Origin of the sequence: Enterococcus sp. DIV1094 (assembly GCF_017316305.2) — a bacterium.
Lineage (GTDB): Bacteria > Bacillota > Bacilli > Lactobacillales > Enterococcaceae > Enterococcus_B > Enterococcus_B mangumiae.
This window is the reverse complement of record NZ_CP147250.1, coordinates 2,936,078-2,955,981: the sequence shown is the minus strand read 5'-3', so window position 1 is coordinate 2,955,981 and position 19,904 is coordinate 2,936,078. Positions and strand designations below refer to the sequence as shown.

General features: G+C 40.1%; 14 protein-coding genes and 1 other annotated feature. Of the genes, 9 read left to right on the top strand and 5 right to left on the bottom strand.

The window, feature by feature from the left end:
• The first annotated feature begins 41 nt into the window (after window positions 1-41).
• Window positions 42-272 (top strand): LPXTG cell wall anchor domain-containing protein, encoded by a 231-nt coding sequence (locus DOK79_RS14075; RefSeq protein WP_339093339.1) that lies wholly within the window; start codon window positions 42-44, stop codon window positions 270-272.
• Between the two features lie 65 nt (window positions 273-337).
• On the opposite strand, the gene DOK79_RS14070 is transcribed toward DOK79_RS14075, so the two are convergent.
• Together DOK79_RS14070 and DOK79_RS14065 are read right to left on the bottom strand one after the other, a co-directional pair.
• Window positions 338-2,125 carry an ABC transporter ATP-binding protein gene (locus DOK79_RS14070; RefSeq protein WP_206856104.1) on the bottom strand — a complete coding sequence of 596 codons (1,788 nt, stop codon included), beginning with the start codon at window positions 2,123-2,125 and terminating at the stop codon, window positions 338-340.
• On the bottom strand, window positions 2,112-3,860 hold the full coding sequence (locus DOK79_RS14065; RefSeq protein ID WP_206856105.1) for an ABC transporter ATP-binding protein: 1,749 nt from the start codon (window positions 3,858-3,860) through the stop codon (window positions 2,112-2,114). The genes DOK79_RS14070 and DOK79_RS14065 overlap by 14 nt, the downstream gene beginning before the upstream one ends.
• 100 nt (window positions 3,861-3,960) lie before the next feature.
• On the opposite strand from DOK79_RS14065, the gene DOK79_RS14060 reads away from it, so the two are divergent.
• Both DOK79_RS14060 and DOK79_RS14055 read left to right on the top strand, forming a co-directional pair.
• Window positions 3,961-4,731: a MerR family transcriptional regulator gene (locus DOK79_RS14060; RefSeq protein ID WP_206856108.1), complete on the top strand. Its 771-nt coding sequence runs from the start codon at window positions 3,961-3,963 to the stop codon at window positions 4,729-4,731.
• A 39-nt stretch (window positions 4,732-4,770) separates the two neighbouring features.
• Window positions 4,771-5,000 (top strand) — a binding site (T-box leader).
• Between the two features lie 83 nt (window positions 5,001-5,083).
• Window positions 5,084-6,214, top strand: a complete 1,131-nt coding sequence (locus DOK79_RS14055; RefSeq protein WP_206856109.1) for a 5-methyltetrahydropteroyltriglutamate--homocysteine S-methyltransferase — start codon at window positions 5,084-5,086, stop codon at window positions 6,212-6,214.
• 505 nt (window positions 6,215-6,719) lie between these two features.
• On the opposite strand, the gene DOK79_RS14050 is transcribed toward DOK79_RS14055, so the two are convergent.
• Window positions 6,720-7,748 carry a LacI family DNA-binding transcriptional regulator gene (locus DOK79_RS14050; protein ID WP_206856113.1) on the bottom strand — a complete coding sequence of 343 codons (1,029 nt, stop codon included), beginning with the start codon at window positions 7,746-7,748 and terminating at the stop codon, window positions 6,720-6,722.
• A 114-nt stretch (window positions 7,749-7,862) separates the two neighbouring features.
• On the opposite strand from DOK79_RS14050, the gene DOK79_RS14045 reads away from it, so the two are divergent.
• Genes DOK79_RS14045 through DOK79_RS14035 form a run of 3 tightly spaced genes read left to right on the top strand, consistent with a single transcriptional unit; the run spans window position 7,863 to window position 12,892 of the window.
• Entirely contained in the window at window positions 7,863-10,097 is a 2,235-nt protein-coding gene (locus DOK79_RS14045) for an alpha-galactosidase (RefSeq protein WP_206856116.1), read from the top strand.
• On the top strand, window positions 10,081-11,958 hold the full coding sequence (locus tag DOK79_RS14040) for a glycoside hydrolase family 2 TIM barrel-domain containing protein (RefSeq protein WP_206856119.1): 1,878 nt from the start codon (window positions 10,081-10,083) through the stop codon (window positions 11,956-11,958). The genes DOK79_RS14045 and DOK79_RS14040 overlap by 17 nt, the downstream gene beginning before the upstream one ends.
• The gene (locus DOK79_RS14035) at window positions 11,939-12,892 is read left to right on the top strand and encodes a beta-galactosidase small subunit (protein WP_206856121.1); all 954 of its coding nucleotides are present in this window, start codon (window positions 11,939-11,941) and stop codon (window positions 12,890-12,892) included. Before DOK79_RS14040 ends, DOK79_RS14035 begins: the two co-directional genes overlap by 20 nt.
• A 43-nt stretch (window positions 12,893-12,935) precedes the next feature.
• On the opposite strand, the gene DOK79_RS14030 is transcribed toward DOK79_RS14035, so the two are convergent.
• A complete protein-coding gene (locus DOK79_RS14030; protein ID WP_206856123.1) occupies window positions 12,936-14,663 on the bottom strand; it encodes a cache domain-containing sensor histidine kinase in 1,728 nt (575 codons plus the stop codon).
• Window positions 14,660-16,159 (bottom strand): response regulator, encoded by a 1,500-nt coding sequence (locus DOK79_RS14025; RefSeq protein WP_206856125.1) that lies wholly within the window; start codon window positions 16,157-16,159, stop codon window positions 14,660-14,662. The genes DOK79_RS14030 and DOK79_RS14025 overlap by 4 nt, the downstream gene beginning before the upstream one ends.
• 224 nt (window positions 16,160-16,383) lie before the next feature.
• On the opposite strand from DOK79_RS14025, the gene DOK79_RS14020 reads away from it, so the two are divergent.
• The 3 genes from DOK79_RS14020 to DOK79_RS14010 all read left to right on the top strand — a co-directional run bounded on the left by DOK79_RS14020 (window position 16,384) and on the right by DOK79_RS14010 (window position 19,785).
• Complete coding sequence (locus DOK79_RS14020) at window positions 16,384-17,673, top strand: ABC transporter substrate-binding protein (RefSeq protein WP_206856127.1); 1,290 nt, start codon at window positions 16,384-16,386, stop codon at window positions 17,671-17,673.
• 367 nt (window positions 17,674-18,040) lie between these two features.
• Window positions 18,041-18,910 (top strand): carbohydrate ABC transporter permease, encoded by an 870-nt coding sequence (locus DOK79_RS14015; protein ID WP_206856129.1) that lies wholly within the window; start codon window positions 18,041-18,043, stop codon window positions 18,908-18,910.
• Window positions 18,907-19,785, top strand: coding sequence for a carbohydrate ABC transporter permease (locus DOK79_RS14010; protein WP_206856131.1), 879 nt, complete (start codon window positions 18,907-18,909; stop codon window positions 19,783-19,785). The genes DOK79_RS14015 and DOK79_RS14010 overlap by 4 nt, the downstream gene beginning before the upstream one ends.
• The last annotated feature ends 119 nt before the right edge of the window (window positions 19,786-19,904 follow it).

The following is a 19,904-nucleotide window of genomic DNA, read 5'->3' as shown; positions in this document are numbered from 1 at the left end:
CTTATACTAATGGCTCAGTTTCAGAAACAAGTCAAGTAACAGTGAGCAAACGAGGCGCTGCGGGTGGAAATGGGAACGCAAGCGGAGAAAATCAGGAAAAGAAACAAGCTAATTCTACTGCGACACAACAGAAGAAAGCACAAGAAAATACGGCGAAAAACTTACCAAAAACAGGTGAGTTGCAATCGAGCGCCAGCATTCTTGGTTTAGCGATCGTCAGTGGAACAATTGCTGCTTACATCTACAACAAAAAGAAAAAACGTAAAACTTGATACGATCAATCAAAAAAGCCAACTTCGCTTCGAAATATTCCTAGACGAAGTTGGCTTTTTTCTACTTAATTATTTTGAAATTGGCTATGGTATAAGCTTGAGTAAAGGGTTGGTTGTTGTAGTAGCTCTTTATGGGTTCCTTTTTCAATGATGTCCCCATTTTGCATAACTAATATCATATCCGCATGTTCGATTGTCGAAAGACGATGAGCGATCACGAAACTTGTACGATTTTTAGTTAAAGCATTCATCGCTTCTTGAATCAAGGCTTCGGTACGTGTATCTACACTCGATGTTGCCTCATCCAAAATGACGACCGCTGGATTAGCTAAAATGACCCGCGCAATCGTCAAAAGCTGTTGTTGTCCTTGTGAGATCGATCCGTTTTCGCTTGAAATAATCGTGTCATATCCTTGAGGCAAGGTGCGGATAAAATGATCGCATTGGGCAATCTTAGCTGCCTGGATGATTTCTTCTCTTGTTGCATCTTTCTTGCCGTAAGCGATGTTTTCTGCGACAGTTCCTTCAAATAGCCAAGTATTTTGTAAAACCATCCCGAAAAGATGACGTAGCTCTTGCCTTGGCAGATCAGTGATGTCGTGATCGTCGAATAAAATCTGGCCATCATTGATTTCATAAAAACGCATCAAAAGATTGACAAGTGTCGTTTTTCCAGCACCAGTTGGTCCGACGATCGCAACTGTTTGTTTTGGTTTCACGGAGAAGTTAACATCTTTCATCAATGGTTTTTCTGGTGTATACCCAAAACGGACATGTTTGAATTCGATTGCTCCTTGTGGATGAATGATTGGACTTTCTACAGCACGATCGATTGCTTCTTCAGGTTCATCCATGATTTCAAAAATCCGTTCGATCGAAGCCATCGCGGATTGGACCGAATTGATGACATAAGAAGCTGTAGAAATTGGTTCAGAGATCTGATTGATATATTGTAAGTAGGCTTGTAAGAAACCAATCGTGATGCCACCAGTTAAGACAGATGAAGCGCCAATGATCGCACTAACGATGAATGCCAATTGATTGATCAAACGAATCGCTGGATAGATCGCAAAATTCATAAATTGTGCTTTTTTGAATGCTTGGGATTGTTTTTCATTTACTTTTTTGACTTCTTCAATCGCTAATACTTGCTGATTAAAGGCTTTGATCACTAGATTACCAGTCAAATATTCTTCCGTTTTATTATTAAGTTCGCCCAATTCTTCTTGGTTGTTATCAGATATTTTTTTATTCTTATTGGCAAATTTTGTCGTGACGATCGCGCTAGTGACAATCAAAACCAGGACAAGAAAAGTCAATTTTATATCGATATAAAACAGCATGATACCAGCTAAAAGGATCGTCACTAGGGAAGTGAAAAATTGATTGATCCCTGTTAACAATACTTGTGACAGTTGATTCAAGCCAGTTGTTGTCCGACTAATGATATCGCCTACTTGATGTCGATCATAAAAAGCCATCGGTAAGGCTTTGAATTTTTTGGTGACTTCTTTACGCACTCGTACTGTAACACGCTCACTCAATGAAGCCATTGCCCATTCTTGGATAAAGGAAATAGCACTACTCAGCAAAGAAAAAAGGACCAACAGGATGACAGGTAAAAGTAATGTTTCTTTCACATCTGTTGTAGTCATGTGGTTCAAACCAACTGCTTTGATACGTGCTAAAAGTTGATCGATCCCGATACCCATGATCAAAGGCATCGCAACGACGAGTGTGTTACCGATCAAGCTGCAAAATAGTGAACCATAGAAGATTTTATGTTCAGGTTGGATCATTTTCCAGAAACGTTTTAAGCTTTGTTTTTTTACAGTTGTTTTAGTCATTTCCATCAAATCCCTCCTTCAAAATACCTTGTGATTTCGCAAATTCTTGGTATGATCGATTGGTTTTCAATAATTCTTCATGCGTTCCTTGTCCGACGATTCGACCTTGGTCTAAAACAATAATATTGTCAGCATTCATGATAGTACTCAGTCTTTGCGCAACAATGATCAGGGTTTTATCCGCCATTTCTTGATGCAAAGCGCGACGTAATTTGGCATCTGTCCGATAATCCAGGGCAGAAAAACTATCATCAAAGACATAGATTTCCGCTGGTTTGACTAAAGCTCTAGCGATACACATTCTTTGTTTTTGTCCGCCAGAGTAATTATCGCCTCCTTGGGCAACAAAGCTATTCAACTTGTCAGGCAGATTTTCTAAGACTTCATCCAATTGTGCAACACGGACGGCTTTCGCCAGTTCTTCATCGGTAGCATTTTTGTTGCCCATCAGTAGATTGCTTAAAATCGTTCCACTAAATAAGAAAGCTTTTTGCGGAACATAGCTGATATAACTTCGGAGTGTGTCTTGATTCATCTTTGTGATCGGTGTACCTGCTAATTTGATTTGTCCGCTTGATACATCGTTTAGACGTAACAACAATTTCGCAATCGTACTTTTTCCTGAGCCAGTACCACCAACGATTGCTGTCGTCTTTCCTTTTGGTACGACAAAATCAATGTCTTCCAACACAGGATCAGCTGTTTCGTTATAACGAAACGTAACATTTTCAAAAGATAAAAAAGCTTCATCTGTTGGATCAAAAGTCAATTTTTCTTGTTTGTCGGGATCTTTGATCTCAATGTCAGCATGTAAGACTTCTTCGATCCGTTTGAGACATGACATGGATTTTGGCACGATGACAAGCACCATGGCAGCAATCATCAAATAGGCAAGTGTCAACATCGAATATTCCACAATAGCTGTCACTGTTCCGATTTGTAAGGTGCCGTTAGCCACCAAGCCTCCACCAAACCATAGAATCGAGGCATAAACGATACCCATCAATAAAAAGGCGATTGGTGTGACCCATGCAAAGATTCGATTGACGCGGATCATTTGTTGCGCATAATTTTTAAATGTTTGATTTGTTCTGTTTTCTTCATAGTCTTGATTGTTGAACGCACGGATCATATTCACGCCAGTAAAAAATTCCCGTAACGTCGTTGTGATACGATCCATTTTTGGTTGGATACTCAAAGATAAAGGTGTTCCTTTTTTCATCAAAAAATAGATGACTACCGCATAGACGAAGATCGAACCTAGTGTGATCACTGTCAATTTGACTGAATGCTCCAACATCATCAAGATCGTAAAAAGTGAAATGATTGGTGCTGGGATGATCATCTGGCAGAACATGACGATCATTTGTTGTACGTTGTCGACGTCATTAGTCATTCTTGTCAAGAGTGATCCGGTGTTGAAATGGTCGACATCTTTCATCGATAATTGCTGGAATTTATCAAAAAAAGTTGCTCGTGTTTGATAGCCAAATCTTGCAGCTAGCAACGCAGAATAGTAACTTGAAGCAACAGCGGCAAAAGAACCGAGTAAGGCAACAAGTAACATTTTTAGCCCGATTTGTTGGATTTGACTCACTTCACCGCTAGCAACCCCATGGTCAATGAGATCAGCGACTAACTTTGGTACGCCTAGTGTTCCTAGAAGTTGTAAACAAATAAATAAGAGAGTAAGTAAAGCAATCCCTTTATTGTTTTTGATAGATGTTTTTAACAAGTTCATGATGTTTTCCTCCTTTTTCCCGACAAATACGAATTCTACACCTTAAAGCTACTTGAAGGTCAAGAGGAAAAAGCATACACTGATCATTGAGGTGAAGTGTATGAAAAAACTCTATTCAATTGGCGAAGTCTCCGAGTTGCTGAATATACCAAGATCAACGATTCGCTACTGGGATGCAGAAGGGTTGATCCACGCAGCAAGACAAGAAGAAAATGGCTATCGGATGTTTGATATTGACGCGATTTTTCAGGTCTATGACATCAATTTTTATCGAAATCTTGACATTCCAATCAAGCAAATGAAAAATCTTTATAGTAAATCCTTGAATGAGCTATTTGAGACTTTAGCTGAAACGGAAGAGCGATTAAATGACGAGCGAAAAATCTTAGAGCAAAAACATAAGGAAGTATTATCAAGAAAAAACCAGTTAAAGGAAATGATCGATAGTGAACCAGACGAATTTCCAGAAGAAGAGATTCCTTTTCAAAAAATTGTCGTGGCAGCTTCTGATGACATTCTCTATTCAAAGGAATATCTAAAAAATTATTCAAGTTTTGTGATTTATTTTCCAGAAAATAGCCAGAACAGTATTTATGGATTCTGTACGGACGAACACACGAAAGAACTCCCAGGATCACAGACGATCTGGCAAAATGATCTTGAAAAAAAATACGTACGCTTTTTATTGAAAGTGCAAGTGAATAACACAAAAAACAATAATTTATCTGAAGTAAAAGAAAGCTTGCTTGAGCAAGGCTATCAATCGGGACAGACGATTGGTCAATACTTATTGACCCACACGACAAAAGAAAATCTTTCCTTTGAATATTACCGAGCATGGATCGATGTGAGTGAAGACGAGGGGAATTAGTTGACATTGTTAGTGAATCATGGGATATTATTGAACAATATCAAAGCGTAGAAGAGAAGAGTAACTAATGGGCGAAGGATCAAGAGACTCCGGACGGTGAAAAAGGAGACCAGAAACCTTAGTGAAGATGAACTTGGAGCTTGTTTTACTCAAATTCAGTAGAACCGGATTGCGACCGTTAACTCGCCGGATATCAATTGGTATCGTTGAGGCATTATTTGTGAAAATGATGTAAATAAGGGTGGTAACGCGAAGCATTCGTCCCTTTTGTCAAAATTGGCAAAGGGGATGAGTGCTTTTTTAGTTGCATCCGTTTATCTGCTACTGCGCAAAAATAAGGAGGAATTTTTTTATGACTAATCGAACAACATCCCCATTTCGCTATGATATCGTTGGTAGTTTTTTACGCCCCGATCAATTGAAACAAGCACGAAAGGCATATAGCGAATCGCTTATCTCAGCTGCCGAACTGAAAGAGGTAGAAGATCTAGCAATCATCGATTTGATCAAAAAACAAGAAACGGCTGGATTACATGCGGTGACAGATGGTGAATTTCGTCGAAGCTGGTGGCATTTAGACTTTTTCTTTGGCTTACAAGGAATCGAGTTTTTTGTACCTGATCGGGGGTATCAATTTCATGGAGAAGAGACACGTCCAGGAACAGTGACCGTCACAGAAAAAATCAGCGGGGGGCATCATCCGTTTGTGGAGCATTTTCGATTTACGCGTGCGCATACAAGTGAAGGAATCGAAGTAAAGCAAACGATACCAGCTCCAGCTCAATTATTAGTCGAACTGTTACGTCCTGATATCCTACCACTTGTTCGTGCCATCTATCCAGAAAACGATGAACTTTTTCAAGATATCGTTACCGCTTATCGGCAAGTGATCGCTGACTTATATGAAGCAGGTGCCAGAACGATCCAATTGGATGATTGTACTTGGGGCGTATTAGTAGCACCTTTACCAGAAGGATTTTTAGCAGAGAGTGATAAAGAGGAAAGCGAGATTCGTAAAGATTTGGCGCAGACCTATTTACAAATCAATAATGCGGTTCTTGAAAATCAACCACAGGATCTGATTTTGAATACTCATGTCTGTCGTGGAAATTATCACTCTACTTGGGCAGCAGCAGGCGGATACGAAGCGGTTGCTGAGCCATTATTTACGGACGAAAACGTACATGCCTATTATTTAGAATATGATAACGATCGTTCTGGCGGATTTGAACCACTTGCTAAAGTGAGTGAAGGAAAACTCGTTGTTTTAGGGTTAGTTACCTCAAAATCCGGCGAACTTGAAGATCGCCAAAAAATCATCGAGCGGATCTATGAAGCCACTCGCTATATCCCTTTGGATCGACTATGCTTAAGTCCACAGTGCGGCTTTGCATCAACTGAAGAAGGCAACATCTTGACTGAAGAAGCACAGTGGGAGAAAATCGCCTTGATCAAGGGTATTGCAGAAGAAGTCTGGAATTAAAAGATAGTTGAAGTTTAAATAACTAAGTATATTTTTATGATATAAAAGCAGAGAAGACACGAGCGAATCGATGATTGATTCGTGGTGGCTTCTCTTTTAGTTGGTTTCCCAACTTCCGCCTTAATGCTTGGAGCTAAACGGCTTTCTCACGACCTTTGGTAAACGGTGTTCGAAAGCCAACTCCTACGACATTAAGTCGAAAGTTGAAAAAATATGGAGAGCTATTTTCCCAACTTCCGCCTTAATGCTTGGAGCTAAACGGCTTTCTCACGACCTCCTATAAACGGTGTTCAATGAGCTGACCTTCAACACTAAGCTAAAAAATCGAAAAATATGAGGAGCTATTTTCCGATTTTCTATCTTACTGCTCAGGTCAGAACGCTCATTTCACGACCTCTAGTAAACGGTGTTCAAGGCGCAACACTTCGGACATAAGACAAAAAATAAAAAATGAAAAAGCCATTTTCTATTTTTCTTACTTATGCCTCTGTGCTGATCGCGCCTTTCACGACCTCTCTGGCACAAAGCTTTCTCTTACTACTAAACGGGTGGGGTAGGTTAGGATGATTGGTTCGTCGCGGATTTGATCGATTCTTTCGACGGCTAAGCGAACGGCGGCTTTGCCGATGGATTTGGCATTGATTTGGACGGTGGTCAATCCAGGTGTTAATTTACTGGCTGCTTCAATGTTGTCAAAACTTGCGATCACGATGTCTTTGCCGATGTTCACTTGATATTTTTTCATCGCGCGGTAAACACCGATCGCCATCGGATCGCTGCCAACAAGTAAGGCGGTTGGCAGTGGATCGGCAGTTTGAATCAATTCTTCTGCTAGTCGTTCGCCGTCTTCTTCTGTCCAATTTCCAAGGTAGTGGGTGCTGTAGTCTTGTAATTGATGATCGGTCATGAAATGTAGATAGGCACGTACACGTTTTTCATCTTGATTGATCGTTTTGCCTCCTCGTTCATCCATATCGACTTGATAGCCTCCGATATAAGCAATCCGTTGGTGGCCATTTTCTAAAAATAATTCTAAAACAGCTTTGGTCATTCGTTCCAGATCACCATAAACCATATCGACTTCTTGTTGGATGTCAGGGTTATCGACGACGACCAAATGCTGATTTTGTACTAATAAATCAGTGATCGATTGTTTTGTCACTGTTCCTACTACAATGATCGCGCCTAATTGATCCAAATCTTTCCATTCTTTAGGATCATCTGAGAGATTGTAGATCCGATTCATACCGATATGCAATCGATTGGCTTCTTCTTCCAACCCCATACGTAATTCTTTATAATAAACATCTTGTTCTTCGCTCGCTTTGCTGATCGTAGAGATCACACCAATCGAGGGCATTCGCTTTTTGATATATTTTCGTTTATTGATATCATAGTTTAATTTTTCAGCAACTTCAAAAATCCGTTTCTTTGTTTCCGGTGCAACATGGATCGTCTTGTCTTGATTCAATACGCGTGAAACAGTCGCTGGAGAGACATTCGCTTTTCTTGCGACGTCACGAATCCCAACCATAAATAATCACTCCCTAAAAAAATCTAAAAAAGTTATTGACAAATTTGTTTAGTAAACAGTATACAGGAGTTAGCTGAAAAGTAAACGGTTTCTAAAAATTTGTGAGGTGAAAAAATGAAGAGACGATCATTGATTGAATTTGATCCAGAAACAAATGTCTTCCATTTGTCGAACACATTGATTTCTTATGTGATGAAGATTGAAGAATCTAACGTGTTGAGCCACGTTCATTTTGGGAAGAAAGTGAGTAACTATTCTGGCAATAAAAAGTATCCGAGAAGAGATCGCGGATTTTCCGGGAATGTTCCTTTGCACGAAGAACGCGCCTTTTCAAAAGATACGTTGCCACAAGAATTTTCTGGACATGGAAGTATGGATTATCGGATACCGGCGACGATCATTACACGCGAGAATGGGTCAAGCTTACTTGATTTAAGATATGAAACATATCAAATCCTTCAAGGCAAACCAAAGCTTGCAGGGTTACCGCAAACGTATGTGGTGGATGAGCAGGAAGCACAAACGTTGTGTATCACGTTGAAAGATCGAGAATTACCGATTTACGTGGACCTTTTTTATACCATTTATGAACAACGAGGGGCAATCATTCGTTCTGCCAAGTACCGTAACCAAACTGGTCAAACGATCTGGCTGGATAAAGCAGCCTCTTTTCAATTGGACTTGACGAATTCAGGAAGATTTTCTGAAGTGATTGCTTTACCTGGAGCACATGCAAGAGAACGTTTGATTTCACGGCAACAGATCACCGACGGAGTGAAAACATTTGAAAGTCGGCGAGGGAGCAGTAGTCATCAAATGAATAATTTTATCGCTTTGACACATTCGCATACAACAGAAACTCTTGGAGAGGCGATTGGTCTGCAGTTTATCTATTCTGGTAATCATGCGTTTGAGATTGAGAAAGATCAAATCGATCAATTAAGAATCGTTGGCGGCATCAATGCCTATCAGTTCCAATGGCAGATTTTAGACGAAGACGAGTTCCAAACTCCTGAAATGATCCTTTCTTATTCTGATGAAGGACTAAATGGAATGAGCCACGTACACCATGCGTTATTGCGCGAACGAGTGGCTCGTGGGAAGCATCAATATGAACCACGTCCGATTTTAGTCAACAACTGGGAAGCCACTTATTTTGACTTTACTAGCAAAAAGATCGAAGCACTGATCGATGAAGCAGCAGATTTAGGCATGGAAATGTTCGTATTAGATGATGGCTGGTTTGGCAAAAGGGATGCGGACACTTCTTCTTTAGGTGACTGGTTCGAATATGAAGGCAAACTGGCAAATGGGTTGAAGGGAGTGGCGGATTATGCGCATGAGAAAGGACTTAAATTTGGCTTATGGGTTGAACCTGAAATGATCTCGTTGGATTCGGATCTGTACCGACAGACACCAGAATATTTGATGCAAGAACCAAATCGCGCACCTGCAGCCTCACGATCACAATTTGTCTTGGATTTCACACGAAAAGAGGTCCGAGATTCGATCAGTCAACAATTACGAAAGATTTTCGATAAGGTACCGATCGATTATATCAAATGGGATATGAATCGCTCGTTATCAGATGTTTATTCTGCATACGTTGAGAATCAAGGAGAAGTCTATCACCGCTACGTTCTAGGTTTATATGATCTATTAGAAGAGTTGACCACCGCTTATCCTGATATTCTTTGGGAAGGCTGCTCAGGTGGTGGGGGACGTTTTGATGCAGGAATCCTTTACTATATGCCGCAATCATGGACGAGTGATAATACTGATGCAGTGGAACGTATCGACATCCAATATGGAACGAGTCTTGGTTACGCGATCTCCTCAATGGGCGCACATGTTTCAGCGTCACCTAACCATCAAAGCGGCCGTGTCACAGACTTAAAGACAAGAGGAGATGTGGCAATGAGTGGTGTCTTTGGCTACGAACTCGACTTGACTGTGCTAACACCACAAGAAAAGGCAATCATCAAGAAACAGATCACCCTGTATAAAGAAATACGCCAGACGGTTCAACAAGGGAGATTTGACCGCTTAGTGAATCCTTTCGAACAAAATATTGCGGCATGGCAGTTTATTTCTCCTGATAATAAAGAGGTCGTTGTGTTTATGGCTCGCAGATTGACCTCTGGACAACCGCCTTTTCAAGAAATTCGCTTAGTCGGTTTAGCGGAAGGGAGGTATCGTGAGAAAAAAAGCTCACTGATTTATTCAAGTTCGGAGTTGATGACGATGGGGCTGTATCTCCCAGATTTTTATGGAGATTTTCAGACAGAAATGTTGCACTTTGAAAAAATAGCTACAGGAAAGGAAGAAGAACATGCAAGCATTGATTGATTGGTTAGATGATCCGCAAGTGTTTCGAGTGAATCAACGAGACGCACATAGCGATCATACGATCTATGGTTCAAAAGAAGAAACGAGGAGTCAAAGTTCCCGCATACAGTCATTGAATGGCGAGTGGCGGTTTTGCTTTTCCGAAAATGCGGAAAAACGACCAAAACATTTTTTTGAAAAGGATTTTGATGATCGTTCCTTCGGTCAGATCCAAGTGCCTGGTCATATTGAACTAAGTGATTTTGATAAGATCCATTATATCAACACGATGTATCCTTGGGAGGGGCATGAATTTCGTCGGCCTGCTTATACCACTGCTTCAGAAAAGGAAATGGCAGGGATGTTCTCCCAAGCGGAAGAGAATCCAGTGGGTTCTTATGTCACAACGTTCCAATTAGCCGAAGGGTTGCAAGGTAAAGATGTGACGATCCGTTTTGAAGGGGTCGAACAAGCGATGTATGTATGGTTGAACGGTCATTTCGTCGGCTATGCGGAGGACTCATTTACTCCGTCCGAATTTGATTTGTCGCCTTATTTGGAAGAGGAGAATCGTCTGGCTGTTGAAGTCCATAAACGCAGCACGGCAGCGTTCTTAGAAGATCAAGATTTCTTCCGTTTCTTTGGGATTTTCCGAGATGTCGTCTTGATTGCGCGAGGAAAGAATCATTTGGAGGACTTATGGTTGCGTCCAAAATTAGACGATACGTATCAAAAAGGAAAATTAGACGTATCCTTATCTTTTGAAAATATCAAAGATGAGAGTCATTTACGGATCAGGGTGCTTGATTTAAAACAGCAAACCATTTACGAAGAAGAACATTCGCTCACTGAAAAGATGGAGCTTACCATGGATATCGGTGATGTGACCTTGTGGGATCATTTTTCACCCAATCTTTATACGTTTGAAATTGAAACAAGTGATCATGATGGCGTAACTGAATACGTCGAGTATCCATTCGGTTTTCGAACAATCGAATTAAAAGATAAAGTGATGTATCTTAACGGGAAACGCTTGTTCATCAATGGCGTCAATCGCCATGAATGGAGTGAAAAGACAGGGCGTGCGATCACCTTGGCTGATATGGAAAAAGATCTAACTATTATCAAAAATGCCAATATCAATGGAGTGCGGACGTCTCATTATCCAAATCAAATTCCTTGGTATTTTCTCTGCGATCAAGCGGGAATCCATGTGATGGCAGAAACCAATTTGGAATCACACGGTTCATGGCAAAAAATGGGGGCATTTGAACCTTCATATAACGTACCAAGAGGGATACCACAATGGCGCGAAGTGGTTTTGGATCGAGCGAAAACCAACTTTGAGACGTTCAAAAATCATACGAGTATCTTGTTCTGGTCGTTAGGCAACGAGTCGTATGTAGGTGAGAACATCGGCTTGATGAATGAATACTTCAAAACGGTTGATCCAGATCGCTTAGTACATTATGAGGGGAATTATGTTGATCCCGCATTTGAAGCGTCGGTTTCCGATATAAAAAGCAGTATGTATGCGTCACCTGCGGCAGTGGCTGATTATTTGGAAAATCAAGCGGAAAAACCTTATATCTTATGCGAGTACATGCACGATATGGGAAATTCGTTAGGTGGCTTAGGTTCTTATATGGCACTATTAGACAAGTATGAGATGTATCAAGGCGGCTATATTTGGGACTTTAAAGACCAAGCCATTGAAGTACTTGATCCAATCACGAACCGCAAAGTCATGCGCTATGGCGGCGATTTTGATGATCGTCCAAGTGATTATGAGTTTTCAGGAAATGGTATTGTTTTTGCAAATGGACAAGAAAAACCAGCATTACAGGAGGTAAGATACTATTATGGCAAATACAGCTCCTAAATTAAGGGTGATCTACGGCGACTGTACCTTAGGGATCAAAACAGAAGCTAAGCACTATATTTTCTCTTATACACGAGGCGGTTTGGAATCCCTCAAAAAGCATGGGAAAGAATGGCTTTATCGCGAGACGCAACCGACATTTTGGCGTGCGTTGACGGATAATGATCGTGGTAACGGTTTTGGTTATCGTTCAAGTATGTGGCTTGGGGCTGGGCTTTATCTAAAAGTAGCAGCGATCAACGTCAAGATCGATGAGCAAGCGATCGAGTTGCCGATCTCCCCTGCCAACAATCGCTATAGTAATCAAGAATATGCCGATTCAGTCGAGATCACATTCACCTTAGCTGTCAACACCACCCCTCAGACGACGGTCGATATGACTTATCGTGTGGATGAAGGAGGAGATCTTCAAGTCAAGATGATTTATCATGGCAAAAAAGGGCTGCCTGAACTACCAGTACTAGGATTTCGGATGATCATGCCGACAAAAGCTACTCATTTCGAGTATGAAGGACTGTCAGGCGAAACTTATCCTGACCGGAAAGCCGGTGGCGTACCGGGGGTGTACCGTGTCGAGGGATTACCGATCCCGCCTTACTTGGTTCCGCAAGACTGTGGTGTTCATATGGATACTAAGTGGGTAGAGATCACTCGAAATACTACGTTGAACAATGCCGATAAAAGCCAGGATGAATTTTCATTACGTTTTGAACAAGCTGATCAACCTTTTGCTTTTGCGGCGTTACCGTTCAAAGCAGAGGAGTTGGAACAGGCAACACACATGGAAGAGCTGCCCCCTGAACGTCGAACGGTTGTTACGATGTTAGCAAAAGTCCGAGGAGTCGGTGGTATCGATTCTTGGGGAGCGGATGTAGAAGAACCGTATCATATCAGTGGCGAAGAAGATCACGAATTCAGTTTTATCATCAAGTAAGAGCGTTAGTTGAAAGAAGAATAAACTCCCTCTAAACATCTGATTAAGGATGTTTAGAGGGAGTTTTTATGATCGGTAACGTGATCGTAACAGAAGTGCCAACACCGAGGACAGAATCAATGTGCAATCCATAGTCTTCACCGTAAAGTAATTGGATTCGTTCGTGCACATTTTTGCTTCCAATGCCTGAAAAGTAATCCCTATTTTTTGGTGACTGTTCTGTATCATAGCCATCACCTGTGTCTACGACTTCAAATGTCAAGGTATCTTCTCTGATCATGGCATATAAAGTGATGAAGCCACTTTTCTTTAGCTGAAATGCGTGTAAATAAGCATTTTCAATGATCGGTTGGATAATCATGTTAGGCATATACAAGGAATAAAGTTCTTCAGGAACCATGATTTTTGTTGAGATCGCCTCACCATAACGTAGAGTCAAAATCGCAATATAGCTTTTCACACTTTTTAATTCTTCTTCTACAGGGATGATCTCATTTTTATTACCGATCGTACTTCGTAAAAGATCGATAAAACTGTCGATGCCGGAAACAGCTTTTTCATTTTCTTGCTGCCAAACTAAAAATTTAAGACTAGTCAGCGTATTATAAATAAAATGAGGTTGGATCTGAGCTTGCATGGCTTGGATCTCTAATGCTCGTTTTTTCTGTTCATTTTGTAATGATTGTGTATGGTTATCACTGATCGTCGTCAATAGCTGATTGATCGTAGTGGACAATGTTCGGATCTCATACGTACCTTGGACTGGAACAGAAGTAGCAACCGGTTCCTTGATCTGCTTCAACGAATCCACCAATTGATAGATCGATTTGGTGTTGCGATTCAAATAAATATAGACGACGATCCCGCCTAAAAATAGGATTGCGATATTATAGAGAATGATTGGCAGGATCACGCCCATCTGATCAGCAATCGAATGGACATTGACCTCACTGACTAAGGCAGAGTTTTGCCGATAAAGTGGCAAACGTGTGATCCGTTGGTTCGCTTTTGTCAACGTTTCGTTTTCGTTCAGCTGATCAAAGGAATCAAACGTCGTCCCGATTCGATGCGCCAGATTAGAAGCAAAGATTTTTTTGTCATCTGTCACAAAATCGATCTGAGTGATTTGCGGATCGACGGACTGACTGAATATTTTTGCTAGTTCATCAGAGGTGATCGCAACGACCGCATAGCCATAAGTTTGATTCAATGTGGATCTAAGCTTTTTGATGAACAGGACACTCGGTGAATGTTTGTCACGTTTCGTTAGTCCAAACTGGGTAAAGACCATTTGTGTTGCCGTTGGATTCGCATTGACTTTCTGAATCAACTCTAACTGAAAAAAATCATCAGCAGTGAGATCACTCACCATGTCATTACTGATAAACATCCGACCATTTTCACCAAAAAGAAAAATATCATCTTTGATGTTTGGAAAAATCGGTGCTAAGGAATCATTCATTTTTTGTACCGTTCGTAGTTGATTGATTTTTTCCAAAGTGGTTTGTTGGCCTTCTTTAAAATAACCTTCTACCGCAGAACTCTCAGCCAATAAGGTCAACGTATTCTCTATATTATCATTCAGTGTTTCAAAATCATGTTGGATCTTTTGTAAGGTCATGCGATTGGATTGATCGAATTGTTCAATATAAGCTTCCCTTGAACGGTGGTAAATGAACAAAGAAATAGTAGCGGCTTGCGCGAACAAGGCAATAAAAAGAATAAGCAAAAGCTTGGTCAACAGCTCATGTTCTCTTAGTTTTTTTATCATACCGTCAACATCCCTTTACGGTATTGCGAAGGAGTCAAGCCAGTTTCTTCTTTGAATACCCGCGAGAAATAACCAATCTCTGTAAAACCGGTTTGTTGACAAATATCACTCAATGAGAGATTGGACTCTTTCAATAACATTTTCGCTTGATTGATGCGGACTTTTTTCAAGTACTTGGTAAAGTTGATCCCATATTTTTCTGTAAAGATCGTCGATAAATAACTATAAGAAAAATGATACTTTTCGGACAAGGTCTGTAGACTCAGATCTTGATGATAATGATCTTGCACATAGTCATAGATCAACGTCAAAACATCCGAATTGTCTTTTCTGAAGGTAGTAGTCACTTCACGCAATAGTTTTGTCGTATTATTGACGATCACCACCAATTCCTCCCAATTGTCTGATTGGGTGATCTGAGCTGGGATCGTGATTTTTAAAGTCATGATTTCTTTTCTTTTTTCATGTTCCTCGGCGATCGCATTGATCAAGGCATAGAGTCGATTGATGATTTCATGTTTTAAATAACTTGGCTGTAACCGTTGCTCGAGTACATTTTTCATGTAGCTTTCCAATTCTTCGATCGCAGATAAAAAATCTTTATTCATGATCTTTGTCAAATAGCTTTTTGTTTGTTGTTCATAAGAAGATAGAAGCGGTAATAATTGTTCTTCAGAAATCAAAGATTGCTCATTGAGATAAAAGCATTGCCCGTTGCTTTTTTGTTTCAACGAAAGAAAAGCAGGATAAATATTTTCGAAGGTAAGTTCTCCAGATAACACATAAAGACAAGCGTCCGTCTGATGATCTTCCTGAAAGTGGGTGACAAACTGTTCAAAGGCTTCCCTTGAATGAGCGTTGATCAGATAACCAACATCATTGGCGGTCGTAAAATAAGGGAAGACGGATACATCCTGATTCGTATATCGTGGTGCTTCAGCACTTAATTCCTGGCTACGACGATGTTTTTCTGCTGGTTTTTCTTCGCAATACACTATGAAAAAAGCGTCGTGTTTGAATGGTTTACGTGTAATCCCCGTATCAAGGGAAGAACCTGCTAAATAATTGCTGATTGCTTGACTCGTTTTTTCAAGTTCTGACAAACGAGGTTTCTTTACTTCTGCGGATTGCTCTACAAGACTTTTCAGAGAAGCTAGAAATTCACTGGGATTCAATTTTGGTTTTAATAAATAATCCGAAACGCCCTCTTTAAATGAATCTTTGACCAATTGAAAGTCATCATAGCTGGATAGCACTAAGATTTTTGCTTCGGGCTGTTCTTCCTTGATCAAGCGAGAAAGTTCAATCCCATTTAAGTCTGGCATCATCAAATCAGTCACGATGATATCAAGTGGCTCTTTTTTGATAAATTCAAGTGCTTCTAACGGTTTTGAAAACGCACCTTTTAACTGAAAGCCGTGTGTTGGCCAATCGATCAGGGTACTTAGACCATGGAGAATGGTCTGTTCATCATCGATCAATACGATATTTTTCAATGTTTTACCCCCTAACTCCATATTTGCGTAAATTAAAAATACTGGGAAACGTTTACAAATGCAAGTCTAAAATTCCAATCAAAAAGGAATCAGAGATCAAAATTGTACTTTTTTCTTATTTTAGGATATTTTTCTTAAGAACGATCATTAATAAAGAAAACGCTTGCAAGTCTGTTATGATAGGCGTGTAAGAAAAACAAACACTAAAAGGGTGGGGTAAAAAAATGAAACTAAAAAAATTATTCGCTAGTGCATTCGCCTTAACAGCAGCAGTCACACTTTTTGCCGGTTGCGGCAATTCTTCCAGTGATGCTTCCGGAAGTGAGGATAAAGTAACGGTCTGGGCATGGGATGAGGCATTCAACATCAAAGCCGTCAACGAAGCAAAAGAGTTTTATGAAAATGAGGATGTTGACGTGGAAGTAGTAACGATGTCCCAAGATGATATCGTGCAAAAATTGAACACAGCCTTAGCCAGTGGCAATACGGATGGCTTGCCGAATGTCGTGTTGATCGAAGATTATCGCATCCAAGGCTATTGGACTTCTTATCCAGATGCCTTTGCTGATTTGACTGATATTGTGGATGAAGACAATTTTGCCGCATATAAATTTGCTGTAAACAAAGTAGACGACAAAATTTATGGCGTGCCTTTCGACTCAGGTGTTACAGCTAACTTCTACCGAACAGATATCTTGGAAGAAGCAGGTTATTCGGAAGAAGATATGCAGAACTTGACATGGGATGATTATTTACAAGTTGCAAGAGATGTCAAAGAGAAAACAGGGAAAAAAATCTCCGAAGTCAATCCTTCTGATTTAGGACGTGTTCGGATGATCATGCAACAAGCTGGTGAATGGTATACATCAGAAGATGGTGAAACCGTGACGATCGAAAACAATGAGTCATTAAAATATGGCTTAGAGTTATTTGCGGCCTTGCTGAAAGAAGATCTAGTCGAACAAACATCTGACTGGAATGCGGGAGTTACAGCAGTCCAATCAGGCGCAGTTGCTTCGACACCAACGGGCGCATGGTACTCATCCACAATCCAAGGTGCAGAAGATCAATCCGGCAAATGGAAGATCGCACCGATTCCCGCATTGCCTGCTAACATGCAAAAAGCCCAAGCTTCCAACTTAGGTGGCGCAGGCTGGTATGTCATCAAAGGCGTTGCTGGTGAAGAAAACGCAAAAGATTTCTTGCAACAGACATTCGCAACGAATGAGGAATTGATGGGTAAACTAGCAGAAGAGATCGGTTTAGTATCGACGATGTTAAGCGCAAATGACCAAGAAGCATACCAACAACCGTCAGAGTTCTACAGTGATCAAAAAGTCTTCGACGACTTTTCAAAATGGACAGCAGAGATCCCAGAAGTCAACTATGGACATGAAACGTATGCGATCGAATCTGTCGTTGCTGAATCATTAAGCAGAATCATCAACGGAGAATCAGCAGATAAAGTGTTAGCAGATACGCAGAAACAAGTGGAAGCGCAGTTAGCAAATTAACAATATAAAGTATAACGAAAATTCATTCGCTATATCTTCAAACAGCTCGTTCGTTGTTTGAAGATATAGTGTATTACTAATCGATGAAGCGGATAGTGAGTAGCAATAACTCTTGTCCTTTATGACTGAATAAATGGTGTACAACATAACCTTCAACACTGAGATAGAAAATTGCAAAATCCGAAAACTATTTTTCAATTTTCTATCTTACTGCTTAGGTCGATGCAGTTTTTCAAAATGTATGGGTGACTGAACCAGCTGCTGAAGAAAGCCTGCCAAAATTTCGGATGAGAGAGTGTCTACATTGTCTGAATTTTGTGAAACGTGATATTTCTTCTATGTATGTGCAATGAAAGTGGGGAATAAAATGAAACAAAAGGATCTATTTAGAAATGGCAATGCGTTTTTAGTACTTCCAGTGATCATGATTTCGATTATGGTTTTTGTCCCAATGGGATTGGCGTTGATCACTTCTTTTCAAAGTGGTCCTCCTGTAAATATGACCTTCAACGGTTTAGGAAATTATCAACGGATGTTGGGCGATTCGACTTTTCGTAAAGCATTTTTCAATACCTTTTTATACTTATTAGTACAGGTTCCTGTCATGTTGTTTTTGGCATTGTTCATTTCTAATCTGTTGAATGATAAAAAATTGAAGTTCAAAGGATTGTTTAGAACAGCAATTTTCTTACCATGTATCACATCAATGGTCAGTTATTCATTGATCATGAAAAGCTTATTTTCTCAATCAGGTCTAGTGAATAATCTGTTGGTTGGGATTGGCTTGATCGATAATCCGATTGGTTGGTTGACACACCCATTTTGGGCAAAAGTGCTGATCATCATTTCGATCACATGGCGCTGGACAGGCTATAATATGATTTTCTTTTTATCTGGTATGCAAAATATCGACCCAGAAATCTACGAAGCCGCAGACATTGATGGTGCCTCAAGATGGCAACAGTTCATAAAAATCACGATCCCGAACTTGAAACCGATCATTTTGTTTACATCGATCACTTCAACGATCGGTACTTTACAATTATTTGATGAGGTTCAAAATATCACAGGCGGTGGCCCGGCAAATGCAACAACGACATTATCTCAATATATCTATAATTTGAGTTACAAGTTTACGCCGAATTTCGGTTATGCCGCAGCGGTTTCTTTCGTCATCGTCGTATTTATCGTCTTATTATCCATTATTCAAACGAAAGTAGGGAGTGAGAAACAATGAGAGAATTGACAAGTACGCAACCACGTTCGGTCGAAAAAAAGCAAGTAAGTATCTCACGCTTATTATTAAGTATTTTTAAGTATACATCCTTGATCATTGTGTCGTTTATTTCAATTTTCCCATTTGTCTGGATGATTTTAGGCATGACGAATACAGCGGTCGACATCAGTTCAGGAAAACTGATGATTGGTGAAAATCTAGTCATCAACTTTCAAAATCTCTTTTCAAATGATTTGAATTTTTCTCGTTCATTACTGAATTCTGCCTTGATTGCTGTCGTGACAACTGTTTTCGCCTTATTGATCTCTTCCATGGCGGGCTATGGCTTTGAAATCTATAAGAGTAAAAGAAAAGAGTATGTGTTCAATATTTTATTACTTTCGATGATGGTTCCTTTTGCAGCATTGATGATTCCACTCTATCGGATGTTTTCACAATTGAATGGAACGATACTAGGAATCAATAGCTTTTTAGTTGTCATCTTACCTTCAGTGAGCACCGCTTTTTTGATTTTCTTTTTCAGACAAAATGCAAAATCATTTCCTAAAGATCTAGTGGAGGCGGCACGATTAGATGGACTCAAGGAATTAAGTATCTTCTTTCGGGTTTATTTACCAACAGCCAAAAATACGTATGCCGCAGCAGCGATCATCACATTTATGAGCAGTTGGAACAATTACCTTTGGCCATTGGTTGCTTTGCAATCTCCAGACAGAAGAACAGTTCCTTTAGTATTGTCTGCCATGGGCGCTTCTTATACACCAGATTATGGTATGATCATGAGTGGTCTTGTGATTGCGACCTTACCAACCGCCCTTGTCTTTTTCATTTTGCAAAAACAATTTGTCCAAGGGATGATCGGCTCAGTAAAATAGGTCTGAAATATCTTTTTCATAAAAGATCATCTGAATCCTATAAAATTTCCTATCAATAAATAATAGTAGTAATCACAAAATTTTAAACATGTTTATAACTTTTGTTATTTAAAAACATC